Annotated in this window: 15 protein-coding genes and 1 riboswitch; of the genes, 5 read left to right on the top strand and 10 right to left on the bottom strand. The window is 64.6% G+C overall.

Annotation, left to right across the window (positions count from 1 at the left end; translation table 11 throughout):
* Positions 1–13: 13 nt before the first annotated feature.
* Positions 14–379, bottom strand: coding sequence for a glycine cleavage system protein GcvH (gene gcvH / locus RX327_RS25950; protein ID WP_028337770.1), 366 nt, complete (start codon positions 377–379; stop codon positions 14–16).
* Positions 380–399: 20 nt separating this feature from the next.
* The gene (gene gcvT, locus RX327_RS25945; RefSeq protein ID WP_317247529.1) at positions 400–1,545 is read right to left on the bottom strand and encodes a glycine cleavage system aminomethyltransferase GcvT; all 1,146 of its coding nucleotides are present in this window, start codon (positions 1,543–1,545) and stop codon (positions 400–402) included.
* A gap of 140 nt (positions 1,546–1,685) precedes the next feature.
* A riboswitch (glycine riboswitch) is annotated at positions 1,686–1,774 on the bottom strand.
* A 202-nt stretch (positions 1,775–1,976) separates the two neighbouring features.
* Here gcvT and alaS point away from each other — a divergent pair.
* Positions 1,977–4,670: an alanine--tRNA ligase gene (alaS, locus tag RX327_RS25940; protein ID WP_317247528.1), complete on the top strand. Its 2,694-nt coding sequence runs from the start codon at positions 1,977–1,979 to the stop codon at positions 4,668–4,670.
* An 11-nt stretch (positions 4,671–4,681) separates the two neighbouring features.
* Entirely contained in the window at positions 4,682–5,932 is a 1,251-nt protein-coding gene (locus RX327_RS25935; protein ID WP_317251328.1) for a cyclic nucleotide-gated ion channel, read from the top strand.
* Positions 5,933–6,034: 102 nt separating this feature from the next.
* Here RX327_RS25935 and RX327_RS25930 read toward each other — a convergent pair whose 3' ends face one another.
* The 3 genes from RX327_RS25930 to RX327_RS25920 form a co-directional block, all read right to left on the bottom strand.
* Entirely contained in the window at positions 6,035–6,535 is a 501-nt protein-coding gene (locus tag RX327_RS25930; RefSeq protein ID WP_050387710.1) for a DUF3455 domain-containing protein, read from the bottom strand.
* A 36-nt stretch (positions 6,536–6,571) separates the two neighbouring features.
* Positions 6,572–7,786: an NADP-dependent isocitrate dehydrogenase gene (locus tag RX327_RS25925; RefSeq protein ID WP_317247527.1), complete on the bottom strand. Its 1,215-nt coding sequence runs from the start codon at positions 7,784–7,786 to the stop codon at positions 6,572–6,574.
* Between the two features lie 126 nt (positions 7,787–7,912).
* Positions 7,913–9,640, bottom strand: coding sequence for an alpha/beta hydrolase family protein (locus RX327_RS25920; RefSeq protein WP_050387658.1), 1,728 nt, complete (start codon positions 9,638–9,640; stop codon positions 7,913–7,915).
* 370 nt (positions 9,641–10,010) lie between these two features.
* Between RX327_RS25920 and RX327_RS25915 the strand changes: the two genes are divergently transcribed.
* On the top strand, positions 10,011–11,210 hold the full coding sequence (locus RX327_RS25915) for a TrmJ/YjtD family RNA methyltransferase (RefSeq protein WP_317247526.1): 1,200 nt from the start codon (positions 10,011–10,013) through the stop codon (positions 11,208–11,210).
* Positions 11,211–11,574: 364 nt separating this feature from the next.
* Here the strand turns inward: RX327_RS25915 and RX327_RS25910 are convergent, their stop codons facing one another.
* The 3 genes from RX327_RS25910 to RX327_RS25900 all read right to left on the bottom strand — a co-directional run bounded on the left by RX327_RS25910 (position 11,575) and on the right by RX327_RS25900 (position 13,718).
* Entirely contained in the window at positions 11,575–12,420 is an 846-nt protein-coding gene (locus RX327_RS25910) for a class I SAM-dependent methyltransferase (RefSeq protein WP_063779997.1), read from the bottom strand.
* A gap of 188 nt (positions 12,421–12,608) precedes the next feature.
* Positions 12,609–12,845, bottom strand: coding sequence for a hypothetical protein (locus RX327_RS25905; protein WP_152977935.1), 237 nt, complete (start codon positions 12,843–12,845; stop codon positions 12,609–12,611).
* 180 nt (positions 12,846–13,025) lie between these two features.
* Positions 13,026–13,718 carry a glutathione S-transferase family protein gene (locus tag RX327_RS25900; RefSeq protein WP_050387661.1) on the bottom strand — a complete coding sequence of 231 codons (693 nt, stop codon included), beginning with the start codon at positions 13,716–13,718 and terminating at the stop codon, positions 13,026–13,028.
* A 189-nt stretch (positions 13,719–13,907) separates the two neighbouring features.
* Here RX327_RS25900 and RX327_RS25895 point away from each other — a divergent pair, with 189 nt between their 5' ends.
* Positions 13,908–14,354 (top strand): YybH family protein, encoded by a 447-nt coding sequence (locus RX327_RS25895; RefSeq protein ID WP_050387662.1) that lies wholly within the window; start codon positions 13,908–13,910, stop codon positions 14,352–14,354.
* A gap of 66 nt (positions 14,355–14,420) precedes the next feature.
* Here RX327_RS25895 and RX327_RS25890 read toward each other — a convergent pair whose 3' ends face one another.
* Entirely contained in the window at positions 14,421–15,935 is a 1,515-nt protein-coding gene (locus tag RX327_RS25890; protein ID WP_050387663.1) for a sensor histidine kinase, read from the bottom strand.
* A 211-nt stretch (positions 15,936–16,146) separates the two neighbouring features.
* Entirely contained in the window at positions 16,147–17,385 is a 1,239-nt protein-coding gene (locus RX327_RS25885; RefSeq protein WP_028337761.1) for an ABC transporter substrate-binding protein, read from the bottom strand.
* 242 nt (positions 17,386–17,627) lie between these two features.
* On the opposite strand from RX327_RS25885, the gene RX327_RS25880 reads away from it, so the two are divergent.
* Positions 17,628–18,356 (top strand): SDR family oxidoreductase, encoded by a 729-nt coding sequence (locus tag RX327_RS25880; protein WP_050387664.1) that lies wholly within the window; start codon positions 17,628–17,630, stop codon positions 18,354–18,356.
* The last annotated feature ends 81 nt before the right edge of the window (positions 18,357–18,437 follow it).

The following is an 18,437-nucleotide window of genomic DNA, read 5'->3' as shown; positions in this document are numbered from 1 at the left end:
TCGGGGTGATCCTTTAGGCGGTGTGCGCGGCGTAGGCGGCCTCGTCCATCAGGCCGCCGAGCTCGCCCTTGTCGGCAATCTTCAGCTTGAAGAACCAGGCCTTGCCGCCGGCGTCCGAATTGACCAGCGCGGGCTCGGCGGCGAGCGCGTCGTTGACCTCGACCACCTCGCCGGTGATCGGCGCGTAGACGTCGGAAGCGGCCTTGACGGATTCCACCACAGCGGCGGCCTCGGCCTTCTTCAGGCTGCGGCCGACCTTGGGCAGTTCGACGAACACCACGTCGCCGAGCTGCGACTGCGCATAGTCGGTGATCCCGATCGTGGCGACGTCGCCCTCGATGCGGAGCCATTCGTGGTCGGACGTGTACAGCGTCGTCATGGGGATCGATCCTTTGGCGTTCAGCGTTTGTAGGTGTTTTTCACGAAGGGCATGGCGGCGACTGCGAGCGGCAGGCGCTGGCCGCGCACTTCGGCGAAAACGGTGGTGCCGACGGCGGAAAGGGCGGTGGGCACATAGCCCATCGCGACCGGCGCGTTCAGGCTCGGGCCGAAACCGCCCGAGGTGACCTTGCCGATCGGCTCGGTCGAGCCGGCATCGGCGAACAGTGCGGCGCCTTCGCGCACGGGTGCGCGGCCGTCGGGCTTCAGGCCGACCCGCCGGCGCGCGGCGCCATCTGCGAATTGCACGAGAATCTTCTCGGCGCCGGGAAAGCCGCCGGCGCGCATCCCGCCGCTGCGGCGGCTCTTCTGCACCGACCATTCCAGCGCGGCCTCGACCGGCGTCGTCGCGGTGTCGATGTCGTGGCCGTAGAGGCAAAGCCCGGCTTCGAGCCGCAGGCTGTCGCGGGCGCCGAGGCCGATCGGCAGCACGTCCGGGTTTTCGAGCAGCGTCCTGGTGAGGCGCTCGGCGTCGGCGGCGGGAACGGAGATTTCGAAGCCGTCCTCGCCGGTATAGCCGGAGCGCGAGACGAAGCATTCGACGTCGCCGACGCGGCGCGGACCGGCGTCCATGAATTTCATCGAACCGACCTCTGCACACAATTTCGCCAGCGCCGCTTCCGCCTTCGGGCCCTGCAGCGCGATCAGCGCGCGGTCGGCAAGAGAATCGATGACGCAGTCGTCCGCGAGGTGCGCGCGCAGATGCGCCTCGTCCGCGTCCTTGCAGGCGGCGTTGACGACCAGGAACAGGTGATCGCCGAAATTGGCGACCATGAGATCGTCGAGGATGCCGCCGTCCGCATTGGTGAACTGGGCGTAGCGCTGCCGTCCCGGTGCGACACCGACGATGTCCTGCGGCACCAGTTTTTCCAGCGCGAGCGCGGCGTCGGCGACCTTACCGGATTTGGCCTTCAGCGCGAGCTGGCCCATGTGGGAGACGTCGAACAGGCCGGCCGCGGCGCGCGTATGGAGGTGCTCCTTCAGCACGCCCGCAGGGTACTGCACGGGCATGTCATAGCCGGCGAACGGCACCATCTTGCCGCCGCGCGCCAGGTGCAGCGCGTGCAGCGGGGTCTGTTTCAGCGGGGAGGTTTCGTGCGCAAGCATCACAGGGCCCTCGCGGTTCCCGCGGGGACCCATTTCCCCTTGAGAAACCTGCAGAAAGCCCCATCTGTCGCTGTGCCTGAGAGTATTATCCCGTCGGCGGACGCATCGGGGCGAACCCCAGCATCTCTTTCCAGATGTCAGACGCCACGCGGTCCTTTTGCCTGAGAGTTTCCGGGGCGGTTGCTCCTTCGGCGCCGGCAGTAAAGCCGGTCTCTCCCGACGTGACTAGGTATAGGTAGGTAGAAAACACGGCGCCACCAAGACTGTCAACGCAGCTGCAGCAACTATCCAATGGGCTTTGTGCTGCCGCGGCAAGCCCATGATCCGCCTGCACAGTTTCTGGACACCGCAGCTGGCAATGTCTAAAAGCGTTCGGCCGGAAAATGACGCCTTTTTGCGGCTGGCCGGCCCCTTTTTCCGATTGGATGAACATGAGCGGCGTCAACGAGATCAGGTCGACCTTTCTGAACTTCTTTGCCGAGAACGGCCACGAGATCGTGCCGTCCTCGCCATTGGTGCCGCGCAACGACCCCACGTTGATGTTCACCAATGCCGGCATGGTGCAGTTCAAGAACGTCTTCACCGGCATGGAGAAGCGGCCCTATCAGCGCGCCACCACCTCGCAGAAATGCGTGCGCGCCGGCGGCAAGCACAACGACCTCGACAATGTCGGCTACACCGCGCGCCATCTCACCTTCTTCGAGATGCTCGGCAATTTCTCGTTCGGCGACTATTTCAAGGAGCGCGCGATCGAGCTTGCCTGGAAGCTGATCACCACCGAGTTCGGGCTGAAGAAGGACAAGCTGCTCGTCACGGTCTATCACACCGACGACGAGGCGGCGGGCCTGTGGAAGAAGATCGCCGGCTTCTCCGAAGACCGCATCATCCGCATCCCGACCTCGGACAATTTCTGGGCGATGGGCGACACCGGACCGTGCGGCCCGTGCTCGGAGATCTTCATCGACCGCGGCGAGCACATCTGGGGCGGGCCTCCGGGCTCGCCGGAGGAGGACGGCGACCGCTTCCTCGAATTCTGGAATCTCGTGTTCATGCAGTTCGAGCAGGTGACGAAGGAGGAGCGCCAGCCGCTGCCGCGTCCCTCGATCGACACCGGCATGGGCCTGGAGCGCATGGCCTGCATCCTCCAGGGCGTCGAGAGCGTGTTCGAGACCGACCTGTTCCGCAATTTGATCGATGCCGCCGCGTCGACCCTCGGCCACGGGCCGAACGAGCAGACCGTGGCCTCGTTCCGCGTCATCGCCGACCATCTGCGCTCCTCCGCGTTCCTCGTCGCCGACGGCGTGCTGCCCTCGAACGAGGGCCGCGGCTACGTGCTGCGCCGGATCATGCGCCGTGCCATGCGCCATGCGCAGCTACTGGGCGCCAAGGAGCCGCTGATGCACCGGCTGGTCTGGGCGCTGGTGCGCGAGATGGGCCAGGCCTATCCCGACCTGATGCGCGCGGAGAATCTGATCGAGGAAACGCTGCGGCTGGAAGAGACCCGCTTCCGCAAGACGCTGTCGCGCGGCCTTGCCATCCTCGACGAGAAGTCGGCCGGCCTGAAGAAGGGCGACATGTTCGACGGCGACGTCGCCTTCACGCTCTACGACACCTACGGCTTCCCGCTGGACCTGACGCAGGACGCGCTGAAGTCGCGCGGCATCGGCGTCGACCAGGCGGCGTTCACGGATGCGATGGAGCGCCAGAAGGTGAAGGCGCGCGAGTCCTGGAAGGGCTCGGGCGAGGCGGCTTCCGAGGCGATCTGGTTCCCGCTGCGCGAGAAGCTGGGTGCGACCGAATTCCTGGGCTACGAGACCGAGAGTGCCGAAGGCGTGGTGTCCGCGCTGGTCAGGGACGGCCACGAAGTTGCCAGCCTCAAGGCCGGCGAGACGGGCGCGATCGTGCTCAACCAGACGCCGTTCTATGCGGAGTCCGGCGGCCAGGTCGGCGACACCGGCGTGCTGACGGGTGAGGGCGGCGTCAAGTTCCGCGTCACCGACACGCAGAAGAAGCTCGGCGATTTCTTCGTCCATATCGGCACGGTCGAGCAGGGCACGCTCGGCGTCGGCACCGCGCTGCAGCTCGAGGTCGATCATTCGCGTCGCTCCTCGATCCGCGCCCATCACTCGGCGACGCATCTCATCCACGAGGCGCTGCGCCAGGTGCTCGGCGACCACATCGCCCAGCGCGGCTCGATGGTCGCACCCGACCGCCTGCGTTTCGACTTCGTGCATCCGAAGCCAATCACGGCGGAGGAGCTCGCCCGCGTCGAGGACATCGCCAACGACGTTGTGCTGGAGAACGACGAGGTCACCACGCGGATCATGGGCGTGGACGAGGCCCGCGAGGCCGGTGCACGCGCGCTGTTCGGCGAGAAATACGGTGACGAGGTCCGCGTCGTCTCGATGGGCAGGACCGCGCGCGAGCGCGGCGCCAACGCGCTCGGCTGGTCGGTCGAGCTCTGCGGCGGCACCCACGTGAAGCGCACCGGCGACATCGGCCTTATCACGCTGACGGGCGAAGGCGCGGTCGCTTCGGGCGTGCGCCGCATCGAGGCGCTGACCGGCAATTACGCGCGCAGGCACGCCAACGACACCATGGCGCTGGCGAAGACCGCGGCGAACGAGCTGCGCACCTCCCTCGACGACGTGCCCGCCCGCATTGCCGCGCTGATGGAGGAGCGCAAGAAGCTCGAGCGCGAGCTCTCCGACGCCCGCAAGAAGCTCGCGATGGGCGGCGGCGCCTCCGCCAGCAACGGCGCAGCCTCAAGCGTGCGCGAGGTCGGCGACGTCAAGCTGATGGCGCGCGCGGTGGAAGGCATCGAGATGAAGGATCTCAAGAGCCTTGCCGACGACGGCAAGAAGCAGATCGGCTCGGGCGTCGTCGCCATCGTCGGCGTCACCGAGGACGGCAAGGCCGGTGTGGTCGTCGGCGTCACGCAGGACCTCACCGCGCGCTTCAACGCCGTGAACCTCGTGCGCATCGCCTCCGAGGCGCTCGGCGGCAAGGGCGGCGGCGGCCGGCCCGACATGGCCCAGGCCGGCGGCCCCGACGGCGCCAAGGCAGACGCCGCGCTGTCGGCGATCGAACAGGCCATGACTCAACAGGCATCGGCCGGCGCCTGACGGAGAGTCTGATCGTGGCGACGGCTCCGGGTAGGCCCACGATCAGCGATCCCGGGCTGCGCGACCGTCTCTACGAGCTGCTCGAACGCGATGATCTGCCGCATTCGGGCGGCTTGCGGTTTGCCCGGGTCATCGTCGCCATCATCGCCGTCGATGTGCTGGCGACGATTCTGGCCTCCGTCCCCGAGATCGACGCGCAGTTCGGCTGGCTGCTGACGACCATCGAGATTGCGGCGGTCATCGCCTTCGCGCTGGAATATGCCGCGCGGCTCTGGAGCGTGGTCGGCCACTCCTTGCGCGACATGACGCCGGCGCGGGCGCGGCTGGAATACGCCTTCTCGGCGCTCGGCGTGATCGACCTGCTCGCCTTCCTGCCGTCGGCCGTCGCGCTTGCGATCGGCGACAAGACCGCGCTGGTGCTGTTCGGCATGCTGCCGTTCCTCAAGCTGGTGCGCTATTCGACCGCGATGCGCTCGCTGCTGGCGGCGCTGCATGCCGAGCGGCGGGCGCTGGTCGGCTGCATCGTCATCCTGATCGGCGCGGTGCTGACCTTCGCCTCGCTGCTCTACGCCATCGAGCGCGACGTGCAGCCGGACAAGCTCGGCACCATTCCGCAGGCGATGTGGTGGGCGATCGTCACGCTCGGCACCGTCGGCTATGGCGACGTCGTGCCGGTGACGCCGCTCGGCCGGACCGTCACGGTGGTCGCGATCGTGGTCGGCTTCGCCATGATCGCGCTGCCGGTCGCGATCATCTCGACCGCATTCGCGGAAGAGGTGAAGCGGCGCGATTTCGTCGTCACCTGGGGCATGCTGGCGCGGGTGCCGCTGTTCTCGCATCTTGGCGCCGCCGATATTTCCGACATCATGCGCCTGCTGCGGTCGCAGACCATCGAGGCCGGCGAGATCCTGGTGCGGCGGGGCGATGTCGCCTCGTCGATGTATTTCATCACCGCCGGCGAGGTCGAGATCGCGCTGCCGAGCCAGCATGTGCGGCTCGCCGACGGTACCTTCTTCGGCGAGATCGCGCTGCTGCGGCGGACCAGCCGTTCGGGGACGGTGACGGCGACGCGCAAGACCAAGCTGCTGGTGCTCGATGCGCAGGACTTCCATGCCCTGATCGAGCGCATGCCGGCGCTCGCCGCCCATGTCCGGGAGACCGCGGAGGCGCGGCTTGCCGATCCGCTCGCGGCCGGCGGCGACCTGGCCGCCGCGGAGATCGCCCAGGCGCCGCGCGAGACCGACGGCGGCATCCGCGATTAAAGCATGATCCGGAAAAGTGCGAAGCGGTTTTCCGGAAAGATCATGCTCAAACAAAACCTAAAGCGCGATGACGATTCATCCAAATCTCATCGCGCTTTAGCCTCAGTCCCGTCGCAGGAACACGTAATCCGCCGAGTAGGCCGCGCCTTTCAGCGCGCCTGATTTGTCGCAGGCGCCGCTGAGCTCGCCGCCCGAGGTGTTGATCCGCTGCACGGTTGCGACGCCCGAGAGCAGGCCGTTGCCGCGGTGGGCGATCACCTCGAGCTTCAGCCAGGGAATATCGGCGGCGGTGGTGCCGGGTATGCTGCCGGCGGTGCGGGCGGTCACGGCGCTGCCGTCGACATGCTCCCAGTTCGGACCCGCATAATGCCGGCCGACCGTGCGGCCGTCGGCGATCAGGGTGGCGACCGGTTCGCGGAACGACCAGGCGAGCTTGCCGTCGCTGACCGGCTTGCACTCATAGACCTGCACGCCCTCCGCATGGACCGACAGAACCGGGGACTCGCCGGGCGCCGCGACGGCGTCGGGCAGGGGATCGGCAGCGAATGCTGCCGACCCGGTGAGCGAGAACGATGCGAGCACGACGGCTCTGACAAGGGCCATGGTCATGCTCGCACCTGTCTTCCAAAGACGGCGGCCTCAGGCCGCGATCGCCTTCACGAGGTTGTCGGACACCTTGTCGAGGAAGCCGGTGGTCGAGAGCCAGCGCTGGTCGGCGCCGACCAGGAGTGCGAGGTCCTTGGTCATGTAGCCGGCCTCGACGGTGTCGACGCAGACCTTCTCCAGCGTGTTGGCGAACTTCGCCAGCTCGGCATTGTTGTCGAGCTTGGCGCGGTGGGCGAGGCCACGGGTCCAGGCGAAGATCGAGGCGATGGAGTTGGTCGAGGTCTCCTTGCCCTTCTGGTGCTCGCGGTAGTGTCGGGTCACCGTGCCGTGGGCGGCTTCGGCTTCCACCGTCTTGCCGTCGGGGGTGAGCAGCACCGAGGTCATCAGGCCGAGCGAGCCGTAGCCCTGCGCGACGGTGTCGGACTGCACGTCGCCGTCGTAGTTCTTGCAGGCCCAGACATAGCCGCCGGACCATTTCAGCGCCGAGGCCACCATGTCGTCGATCAGGCGGTGCTCGTAGGTCAGGCCCTTGGCGTCGAACTCCTTCTTGAACTCGCGGTCGAAGATGTCCTGGAAGATGTCCTTGAAGCGGCCGTCATAGACCTTGAGGATCGTGTTCTTGGTCGACAGGTACACCGGGTAGTTACGGAGCAGGCCGTAATTGAGCGAGGCGCGGGCGAAGTCGATGATGGAGTCGTCGAGATTGTACATCTCCATGGCGACGCCGGCGCCGGGCGCCTTGAACACTTCCTTCTCGATCACGGTGCCGTCCTCGCCGACGAACTTCATCGAGAGGGTGCCCTTGCCCGGGAACTTGATGTCGGTGGCACGGTACTGGTCGCCATAGGCATGGCGGCCGATGATGATCGGCTTGGACCAGCCGGGAACCAGGCGCGGCACGTTCTTGCAGATGATCGGCTCCCGGAAGATCACGCCGCCGAGGATGTTGCGGATGGTGCCGTTCGGCGACTTCCACATCTGCTTGAGGTTGAACTCCTTCACCCGGGCCTCGTCCGGGGTGATGGTGGCGCACTTGACGCCGACGCCGACCTTCTTGATCGCCTCGGCGGCGTCGATGGTGACCTGATCGTTGGTGTGGTCGCGGTATTCCATCCCCAGGTCGAAATAGAGCAGCTCGACATCCAGGAACGGGTTGATCAGCTTGTCCTTGATGTACTGCCAGATGATCCGGGTCATCTCGTCGCCATCGAGTTCGACGACGGGATTGGATACCTTGATTTTTGCCATGATCGGGGAAGCCTCTTGGGAACGGCGCGCTTTTGACGGCGGGGGTGGAAAATACGCCTGCGCTATAGCACCGCCCGGGGGCGGGCGGAAGCGGAGGGGGTATGCACTTTAAGCCCATCTTTTCAGCTAAAACGCCGCCTGCGTCGCCGTCCCGGCCACGATGTACCAGGTCACGAACAGGCCCGCGATCAGGGCCCCCGGCAGGCTCGATCCGGTCCGCCGCCAGGTGAAGGTCGCGATCACGGCGACGATCGCGAGCAGGGGCACGAACTGGATCGCGACGATGGTCGAGAGCGGCACGAAACCGGGGTCCGGGACCGGGTTGAACAGCTTCCCCGTCAGCCACAGCGTGCCGTATTGCAGCACCAGCAACACGATGAAACCGAACGTCAGTGCCAGGATGTTGGTCAGGTATAGCGCCCCGCGCGGCGCATCCATGGTCGAGAAATTCCGGTGCATCACGTGCAGCGCCACGACGAAAAACGCCGTGAACGGAATCAGATAGATCAGGAAGATGAGGAATTGCTTCGCGCTCATCAACTTGAGTGCGACGATCCAGAAGCGGAAGTCGATCTTGAAGGCGAGGTCGGCGAGCCACAGCGCGGCGTAGCCGACCGCGACCGAAGCCAGCGCGATCACGACGGATTGACCGACGAGGCCGGTCCGGCTGGCCCGCGTCGGGGCGAACCGCATCAGGGCGAGCGTGATCAGCCCGTTGATGATGGCCCAGACCAGGATCTGGTTGGTGATGCCCTGCGGCAGGAACGCGCTCGGGGTGACGAAGGTGCCGCCCAGTGCAAAGGCCGGGTAATAGGTCAGGGCCGGGATGAAGGCGGACAGGATGAACGCCGCGGTCCAGCGCCGGCCGCTCGCGGCCCGATGCGGCGGCATGGTGCCGTCGGCAACCGCGGGCAGCCGCAGGCGGGAGAACATCGGCGCCTCCAGCAGCCCGTCGAACGTCCCGATGACCAGGGCAATGAAACCGATCAGGGCGATGAGCGTGCCGATCTCCTTGCGGAACCAGATCTGGTCGTCGACCGGCCGCGCCGTGCCGCCCTTCAATGTCTTTGCGAACCAGTCGAGGCTGTAGCCGATCGCCTCATGCGAGATGTGCTCGGCCGGATGGGTCATCGCCGGGGTGTACAGCACCCGCGCGGTGCCGTTGGCCGGATCGCCATAGACCTTGCCCGGCTCGACCGCGCCTTGGGTGCCGAACAGCGCCCAGAGCTTTGGGCTCTTGGTGACGTCGCGCGCGAGCGGGACGCTCCACATCAGGTCGGGGAATTCCTCGTACTGCGCGAACACCAGCGCGGTGTTGCGCGGCCAGCTCGCGGTGCCCTCGGCGGCGAACGGCTTGCCGGTGGACGAGCCTTCCAGCACCATCGATTTGTAGTCGTTGGGCTGAGCTGCGGCAGCCGCCAGCACGGTCCAGCCGCCCATCGAGTGGCCCTCGAGCCCGATATTCTCTTTGTCGACGAACGGCAGGCTGCGGAGATAGGCAAGGCCGTCAGGTCCGCCAAAACCGTTGGCGAAGGAGGGCGGGTCGCTGTAGCCGTGGCCGGTCTGGTCGAGCGCGAGCACCACATAGCCGCGGCGGGCGAACTCGATGGCGAAGCCGTCCTGGGTCTCGCGCGAATTGATATAGCCGTGGACAGCGAGGATGCCGGGTGCCGGGATCTGCGGCGTGGCATTCGGCGGGATGTAGAGCAGGGCGCTCATGGTATTGCCCTTGGCGCCCTTGAAGCGCACATCCTCGATCCGGATGCCGCCGGCGGTCTGCGTGAAGTGGGCGAGCAGGCCCCCCGCCACGATCAAGATCAGGCCCACAATCGCCAGCGTCCATCTGCCCCGCATCCTCGTCCCCCCAAGTGCTTCGACTCACGTGCTTCGACTCACATGCTTCGACCCAAGCGTTTCGATCCAAGTGTTTCGCCGTTGAAACCGGCATCTCGAGCGTGCCTTTACAGCTTCGCTTTGGTTGTGGTTGATAGCCTATCCGAAGGCCAAGTGCGCGCAAGCGGCAGCCTTCGCTTCGTGCGATTGGGACTCCGATTGAGGATTCGCAAACGCCGCTAACCCTGTTATCTCCTTGGAGAAAATGGTCCCGCGCAAAACCGGTGCAAAGCTGGTCGGTGCGGTCTTGGGTCCCTGCATGAGATTTTGAATCAGCGTCCTCGGAAGCTGATTCAAAATCTTCAGACGTTGAATCAGAAAGTGAAGTGAGATGTCCGGTACCGACAAGACCAAGGCAGGGCACGACCTTGACGGTCCCATCGTGATCCTGGTCGAGCCGCAGCTCGGCGAGAACATCGGCATGGCCGCGCGCGCCATGGGCAACTTTGCGCTCGGCCGGCTTCGCATCGTCAACCCCAGGGACGGCTGGCCCAACATCGCGGCCCAGCGCGCCGCGGCCGGCGCCGACCACATCATCGGTTCCGTCGAGCTGTTCGACACCGTCGAGCAGGCGATCGCCGATCTCACGCTGGTGTTTGCGACCACCGCCCGGGCCCACGACCAGGCCAAGCCCGTGGTCGGGCCGGAAGCCGCAGCCAGCGAGATCGCCGGGCACGTCGCGACCGGCGGCAGGTGCGGCATTCTGTTCGGCCGCGAGCGCTGGGGCCTGACCAACGAGGAGGTCGGGCTTTCCAACCGGATCATCACCTTCCCGGTGAATCCAGGCTTCGCCTCGCTCAACCTCGCCCAGGCCGTGCTGCTGGTCGGCTACGAATGGTTCAAGCGCGCGACCTCGGGCGCGCTGCCCCACGCCATGCCGGAGCGCTCCGAGCGCGCCTCGCAGCACCAGATGCAGGCCTTCTTCGACAACCTCGTGCGCGAGCTCGACAAGGTCGAATTCCTGCGCCCGGCCGAGAAGCGCGACACCATGCTGGTGAACCTGCGCAACATCTTCACCCGGATGGAGCCGACCAAGCAGGACATGCACACCCTGCACGGCGTGGTGATGGCGATCGCGGAGGGACGCAAGGGCCCGGCCAAGGGCGGCGTGCTCGACGGCGAGCAGGCCACGCGCCTGCGCGCGCTGCTGGCGGAGCACGGGCAGGGCGGCGGCGTGCCCGACAGCGGCTCGACCGTGCGCGGCCTCGCCCGCCTGCTTCGCCGCAATCCGACCGACGCCGAGCGCCTGCTGTGGCAGGCGCTGACGCGCGACCGCCGTTTCGCCGGCCAGTTCAAGCGCCAGACCCCGGTCGGCCGCCACATCCCGGACTTCGTCTCGTTCCCGCACCGGATCGCGATCGAGCTGGTGAACCCGGGCGAGGGCGAGGCGATTGCGGCCGACCGCGCGGGCCGGCGGACCTGGCTCGAGGCGCGGGACTATCGGGTGGTCGACATGCAGGTGGCCGATGTCGAGCGCGACCTCGACGCCGAGCTCGCGCGGCTGGAGGCGGGGCTGCGGCAGGAGCGGTAGCTTACGCTGCCGTTCCGTCCGCGTGGCAAGCGCGCATTTGGGCGCGTAGCTTCTTCCACGTGTCGTCCCTGCGAAAGCAGGGACCCATACGCCGCGGCTTGTGTTGTTGAAGGAACTCGTCGTTCCACCATCGCAAGATAATCAGCATTTGTGGTTATGGGTCCTGGCTTTCGCCAGGACGACACTGTGTTTGTTGCGCGGCCGGCGAGTCACACATACGCATTCTCGCGACTCGCTTCGCCCGAGCTTTGCATCTCGTTTCGCCGCTCTGATGACAGAAGGCGCACGGAAAGCCGGGTGCCGACCGCAGGCGCGGCGCGGATGGCGTGGTATCTGACATCACAATCCAGAAGGCAGCATCTCGCTAGGCTCGTGCCGACACGAGCCACAGGCCCACATGCAGATCGCGCCCATCCGCTCCGAGGCTTGCGGCGAGCGCGTTGCGTACCGCTTCCATGGCGCGATGCCGTTGATCGTCCGTGGCATTCTCGAGCAGCGCAGGCAGCGGGCCGGCCTGCGTGATGAAGGCCATGCTTTGCGCGATGTCGCCGCCGTGGATCGGCACGTCGGTGGCCTTGAGCGCAATCTCGTGAAACCCGGCCTCGGTCAGGATGCCGCGAACACGCTCCTCGCGCGCGAACGAAAACATCCCGGGCGCCGATGGATCGAGCGGCGGCTGTGGAGGCACATGCGGCCGGGCCGCCTCGATCGGCACGCGAAACCAAGGCGACTCCTGCATGGTGCGAAAACAGACGAACACCAGCCGCCCGCCCGCTTTCATGCCGCTACGGATGTTGGTGAAGGCCTTGACCGGGTCATCGAAGAACATCAGGCCAAAGCGCGAATACACCAGATCCGCCCAGCGCGGTTCGAAGCCGTAGATCGTTGCGTCGGCCAGCGCACAGGTCACGTTGGCAAGTCCCGCGTCGGCGACACGATGCTTGGCCAGATCCAGCATCGGGACCGAGATATCGACACCCACCACAGCACCCGACGGACCGACAACCTTGGCGAACGCCAGCAGTGTGTCACCGGTGCCGCATCCGATATCGATGACACGCTCGCCCGGCTTTGCCGCCGCAGCACCCAGGCTGACGCTGGTGACCGAGGTGAAGACATCGCTGATCACGGCTTGCTGCGAAACCCATGAGTGCCCCATGGTGCTGTTCCAGAACTCTGCTCCTCGGGGGTTTTGCGTGGGCGTCTGCATTTGATCAATCTCCTGGTGCTGAAAACGGAGTGTCGTCTGAAATAAACTGCACAAAATTCCGGATCGAACGCGAGGCTGAAATGTTCGTGCCGGGCATTAGCGAACCGCAGCCGACGCGCTTCCCATGTCGGCTCTAGGCCATCATTATGTCTTCGCACGATCCGCATCTGATCGATGCCGGATGGCGCTCAGGTGGTGGATTCATTGCCGCCGCCCTTCGGCTTGGAAATCGGAGGGATGCAGCTACCGAAGCGTGGATCGAGCGGATCGTAGCGCGACCTCATTCTCGCAAAAATATAGAGCGCCGCCAGTGCGAAGGCGCCGAGCAACAGCAGGCCCCATGCAGGTGGCGGACCTGCGATCAAGAGCACGGCTGCTCCAACGAGGACTAACGCGAAAACGCCCGAAGACAGTTTTGAAGCCATGACCGGCTCCGCAGTTAGCGCAGGGACGGGATACTATCCCTGAAATCGATCTATTTGTGAGAGGCCGGCTGCGACACGCCAGCGCAGATTTATCCACCTGCCCCGTGAACGGAGCGACGGCCTGTGCGCTCACCGTCGCGAACGTCGCTATTGCGAGTTAGAGGTTGAGTTCGCCCAGGCTCACTTGCTCACTGCCGCGTGGATGGCGCGGCAATGTCGTACCAAGGCATCGTGCGAGGCCACGAATTGCTTCAACGGCGTATTGATGTCGTAGAAGTAGATGTTGGCCACGAAGCCATAGATGCCGGCGTCGATGGTCGTCGGTCTGTCGCCGTGCACATAGCCTTGGCTCGGGATCAAGCTCGCCAGCGCGGCGAGATCGGCGAGCCCGCGGGCCATCGCGGCGTCGGGCTCGAAGCGGCCGATGCCCTGGTAGTAATAGCGCTGGGCGTTGAACTCCTTGGCCTTCATCAAGCCGTCGTCGGTGAGGCCCGGATGCTCGCGCTTGAGCGCATCGCGGAATTGGGGCCAATAGCGCGCATCCTGCCAGCGTGAATAGGACATCACCCAGTAGAGATCGTCGAGCGTCCGTGTGACGAGGAGGTTGGTTGTGCGCTGCGCCGGCGTCAGCGCGGCATCCAGCGTCACGTCATATCTTCCGTTGACATAGGTGAGGATGGTCTCGCTGTCGCCGACAGTGTCGTCTCCGTCGACGATATAGGGTAGTTGCTGGCGCGGCGCCTTCGATGCATCGAAGATGTGCTCGTGCCGGAACGGCACGCCGGCCAGCTTCAGGAAAGCGAATACCTTCAGACCATAGCCATTGTTATCGGCGACGCCGAACAACGGCGGATAGGAATAGAGCGTGAGCATGGCGGCCCGTCGCGTTCAAGGTCGCTACAGGCTACCTCAGAATCTTTCGGTTGGATATGCCAGGCAGGCCCGCGTGTTGCGTCGCAACGCCTGAAACGATTGCCTACAATCCGTAGTTGATGTCTTATTGTCGTCCTTGTCCCTGGTCGGGCGATTTTTTTTACGGATATTTTTCAGGGAGGAATTGCGATGCTGCGCACGTGTTTCTCATGCCTGTTCGTGACGGCCTTTTCGCTGTCTGCAATGGCCGCCGACGGTGATCCAAAGCAAAAGGCCGAAGCGATTGCTTCCGAATATGCGGCGAGTTTCAACAAGCAGGATGGTGCGGGAATTGCCGCGCTGTTCGCGGCCGGTGGCGTTCACGTCAACCCCGCGGGGCCGCGGTCCGACATTGCGGAATTTTATCAAGGCGCCTTCAAGGCCGGGTTCGACCATGAGGAAATAACGGTCGACCAGGCATGGCCATTGGGCTCGGACATGGCGCTCGCCATCGGCGGGTATCGTCTCTCGGGCAAGAACCAGAGCGGCGCGCCTATCGAGACAGGGGGCATCTGGACGGCAACTTACGTGACCGAGGGAGGCAAGCTCAAAATTCGCCTGCTGTCGGCGATGCCCAAGCCGCCGCCTCCGAAGTAGGAGGGGCATCCGGATGGACGATACCGCCGCGCGCTTCGGCGCGCGGTTTGTTGTCCTTCTCTCTCCTCAAACCGCAAGGCGATCCAGAGGAACCTTCATCCTGAGCCTAAGGCCGTTCTGCCGCCAGTCGTATTCGATCTTGCCCCCGAGTTGACCAGCAACACTACGCTGCGTGAGCACGCTGCCAAAGCCGGCGGCTTGCGGCGGGGCGACGATCACGGGACCGCCTGTCTCATCCCACTCAAAATTCAAGTCGCCGTCTTGCGTTTCCCATTTGATACGGATTGCCCCGCTCGGCTCCGAGAGTGCCCCGTATTTGGCTGCGTTCGTCGTAATTTCGTGCAGCGCAAGGGCGAAGCTTGTTACGGCCATCACGCCTACAGGCACATCGGGTCCGCTGACCACGATGCGGTCGCGAGAGCCATCATCATAGGGTTGCAAGACAGTTCGCACGACCTCGTCCACCGTCGTCCGTTCGCTATGCGCTTCCGTGCCCATAATCCCCGGACGTATGAGGTCCTTGGCCCGCATAAGGGCATCCAGCCGCCCGCGAAGCGACTGAGCCATTTCCTGCGGCGTTCGAGCTGATCGAGCGCTAAGGCTAATGATGCCGTGGAAGATCGCGAACAGGTTTTTCACCCGGTGGTTCGCCTCTCGCGCAAGCAACCGTTGATGCTCCTGCGCTTCCTTCTGAGTGGTGATGTCCACCACCACGCCGACGAAGTTGGTAAGCTCGCCGTTTTCGTCTCTCAGGCACTCGCCACGCGCCTCGACCCAGCGGATGGTCTCGTCCTGCTGCAGCAGCCGATATTCCTGGATGTACTTTTCCCCGCTGGCGACCGCAAGATTCACGGCCGCAATAGTCCGCTCCACGTCCTCCGGATGGATACCGGCAACATAGTCCAAAAAAGGTGCGCCTTCTTGGCCCTTGGCGGGATCGACTGAGAACATTTGCGCCAGATGCGCATCCGAATAGAACGTGTCCGTCGGCACATGCCAGTCGAACGTGCCTATCATTCCGGCGGCGCTTAGGGCTTGGGTGAGCCGTTTCTCCGTTCGGGCCAGTTTTCGCTGCGCCACAACCCGATCAGTTGTCTCGTTCACGATGCAGAGGACGCCGCCAATGTCGCCCGCCTCGTTCCGAACCGGGGAGTAGGAGATGTCGAAATAGACGTTCTCCGGATAGCCGTGCCGCTCGATGTAGAACGGACGATCCTTGGCGAAGACGGTCTCACCAGTGTCGAGGACACGCCTTAGCAGAGGTTCAAGATCGTCCCAGAGTTCCGCCCAGTTCTCTCGCGCGGGCCGCCCAAGTGCCCTCGGATGCTTCTCACCGATGGTTGGTGCGTAGGCGTCGTTGTACAGGGCCACGAAGTCCGCGCCCCAGAACAGCACGATTTGTGCGTTGGCAGGCAGCATAAGGCTGACCGCGCTCTTGAGATGTGCAGGCCATCCGTCAATGGGTCCCAAACTGGTCGTGGACCAATCGAGCGCGCGAATGAGCGCACTCAATTCGCTCCCGCTCGGCAGGAAGTCAGTTTTGCATTTGCCGCTGGGACTCGTCTCGCGAGTGGTGCTCATTGCATTGAATCAAACAGGACTTTGCGACCGGAGACAAGAGCCGCATTCCCCTGCCGGTCCTTTAGTCAACTGAGCCAGTTGAGCCAAATGAGCTAACAATGGCTATTCGGGTCAGATCCGGTCCTGGTCATATGAGCCGGCGATGACGCCCAAGCCGGCGACTTCCGCTTTGCCAGCGGAAGCCGACGTTGACGGTGCACGCCCCAGGCGGTCAGGCCTTCGAAATGCCGCCGTCGATCACCGGTCCCATCGGCTCGTAGCGCTCGCCGCTGAATCGCACCAGTTGCAACTGCTCGAGCGGATAATAGTCTGATGGCGAGGTGTTGATCCTGATGCCCGGCAGCAGCATGTCGGATTCGAAATCCTTCAGGTTGGCGGCCTGCTTGATGATGCTTTCGGACGAGACGTCGTCGCCACACTGCTTGAGCACCTGGACGAGGATCTGGCTGGTGAGATAGCCGGTGACGGCGTAGATGTCGTTCTTGGCCGCCGCCGGATCGTATTTGTCGAGGAAGGCGCGCCATTTCTGGATGGCGGGATCGCTGTCCCAGGCGGCGTCGACGGGATCCTTCAGATAGGCGCTCGAAATAATTCCCTTGGAGACGTCGAAGCCCGCGGCCTTCAGCGTCGAGCCGGCGGAGGAGGCGTTGTTGCCGATGTAATGCGCCGGCTGCCAGCCGAGCTCGGCGATCTTCTTGATGCCTTGGGCGGCGAATTTCGGCGTGGTCATGCTCATGAACACGTTGGCGCCGGCGGATTTGCAGCGGACCACCTGGCTGTCGATGGTCGGGTCGGCGGTCTCATAGGACAGCTCCGCAACGATTGCGGATGTCCTGGCTCCAAGTCCGTCCTTGAAACCCTTCAGCACGTCGCGGCCGAAATCGTCGTTCTGGTAGACGATGCCGATTTTGGGGTCGTTCTGTGTCGACAGCACATGCTGCGCGAAGGCGCGGCCCTCGATCTGGTAGCAGGGCTGGAACCCCATGGTGTAGGGGAAATTCTTGTAGTCGCCGAACTTGGTCGCGCCCGAAGCGATGAAGAGGTGCGGGACCTTCTTCTGGTTCATGTACTTCATGATTGCCGCGTTGGTCGGCGCGCCGAGCGGCGCAAACAGCACATCGATCTCGTCGCCTTCGACCAGCTTGCGCGCCTGCTCGACGGTCTTGGCCGGGCTGTAGGCATCGTCATAGGTGATGTACTTGATCATGCGGCCGTTGATGCCGCCTTGCTCGTTGATCATCTTGAAATAGCCGCCGGGGGTGCGGCCGATCGACGAATAGACCGCGGCCGGTCCCGAATAGGCGTCGATGTTGCCGATGACGATTTCGGTCTTGCCCTCCGTCTTGCCTCTGGCGATCGCGGGCCTGCCGAGCAGCAGCGTGGCTGACGTAGCGGCGGCGCCCTTGATGAGATGACGGCGCGATAGCCGGGGCGAACGGTTCCTTGTCATTGCAGTCCTCCGCTTCTTCTTGTTGGCCGTTTTGGCATTATTGGCCGTTTGGCAGCCTCTGACGGGCATGTCGGCGCGCAGCATTCCACAGCGGTGCTTTGGGACTTGTGTGCAGTCGCTACCATCCGAAATTTTCGTGCGGTGTCAGCCGCGGAAGCCGCGTTCCCCATCCTCGGTTACCGACATGCCACCGGGATTGCTATACTGCGGCGGATGTCGTGATGATAGAGCAGGGTGGACCGATGGCGAAAGCACTGGAAGGCAAGGTGGCGGCCGTGACCGGCGCAGCGTCGGGCATTGGACTGGCGAGCAGCGAGGCGATGCTGGCCGCGGGCGCGCGCGTCGTGATGGTCGACCGCGATGCCGCCGCGCTGCAAGCGCTCGCCCGCAAGCACCGCGATGCGGTGATCCCGCTGGTGATCGACCTGCTCGATCCCGGGGAGTGTGCAAGCTTGCTGCCCAAGGTGCTCGAGAAGACCGGCCAGCTCGACATCCTGCACGCCAATGCCGGCATCTATGTGGGCGGCGACCTCGTCGATGCGGATGCGATTGCGATCGACCGGATGCTGAACCTCAACGTCAACGTCGTGATGAAGAACGTACACGACGTGCTGCCGCACATGATCGCGCGCGGCACCGGCGACATCATCGTCACAAGCTCGCTCGCCGCGCATTTCCCGACACCGTGGGAGCCGGTCTATGCGTCGTCGAAATGGGCGGTCAACTGCTTCGTCCAGACGGTGCGGCGCCAGGTGTTCAAGCACGGCATCCGCGTCGGCTCGATCTCGCCGGGGCCCGTGATCAGCGCGCTGCTGGCGGACTGGCCGGCGGAGAAGCTTGCGGAGGCCAAGGCGGCCGGAAGCCTGCTGGAGGCCAACGAAATCGCGGAGGTCGTGATGTTCATGCTGACCCGGCCGCGCGGCATGACGATCCGCGACGTCGTGATGCTGCCGACGAATTTCGACCTGTAGGGCTTGGCTCCGACGTCGTTCGGAAGTGCGATTCTGGCACACTTCGTGCACGAACAGTCCGTTTGCAAACCTGATTTCGCG

Origin of the sequence: Bradyrhizobium sp. BEA-2-5, from assembly GCF_032918025.1 — a bacterium.
GTDB lineage: Bacteria > Pseudomonadota > Alphaproteobacteria > Rhizobiales > Xanthobacteraceae > Bradyrhizobium > Bradyrhizobium pachyrhizi.
Note: the sequence above shows the minus strand (reverse complement) of the source record. Positions and strands in the feature narration are given on the sequence as shown.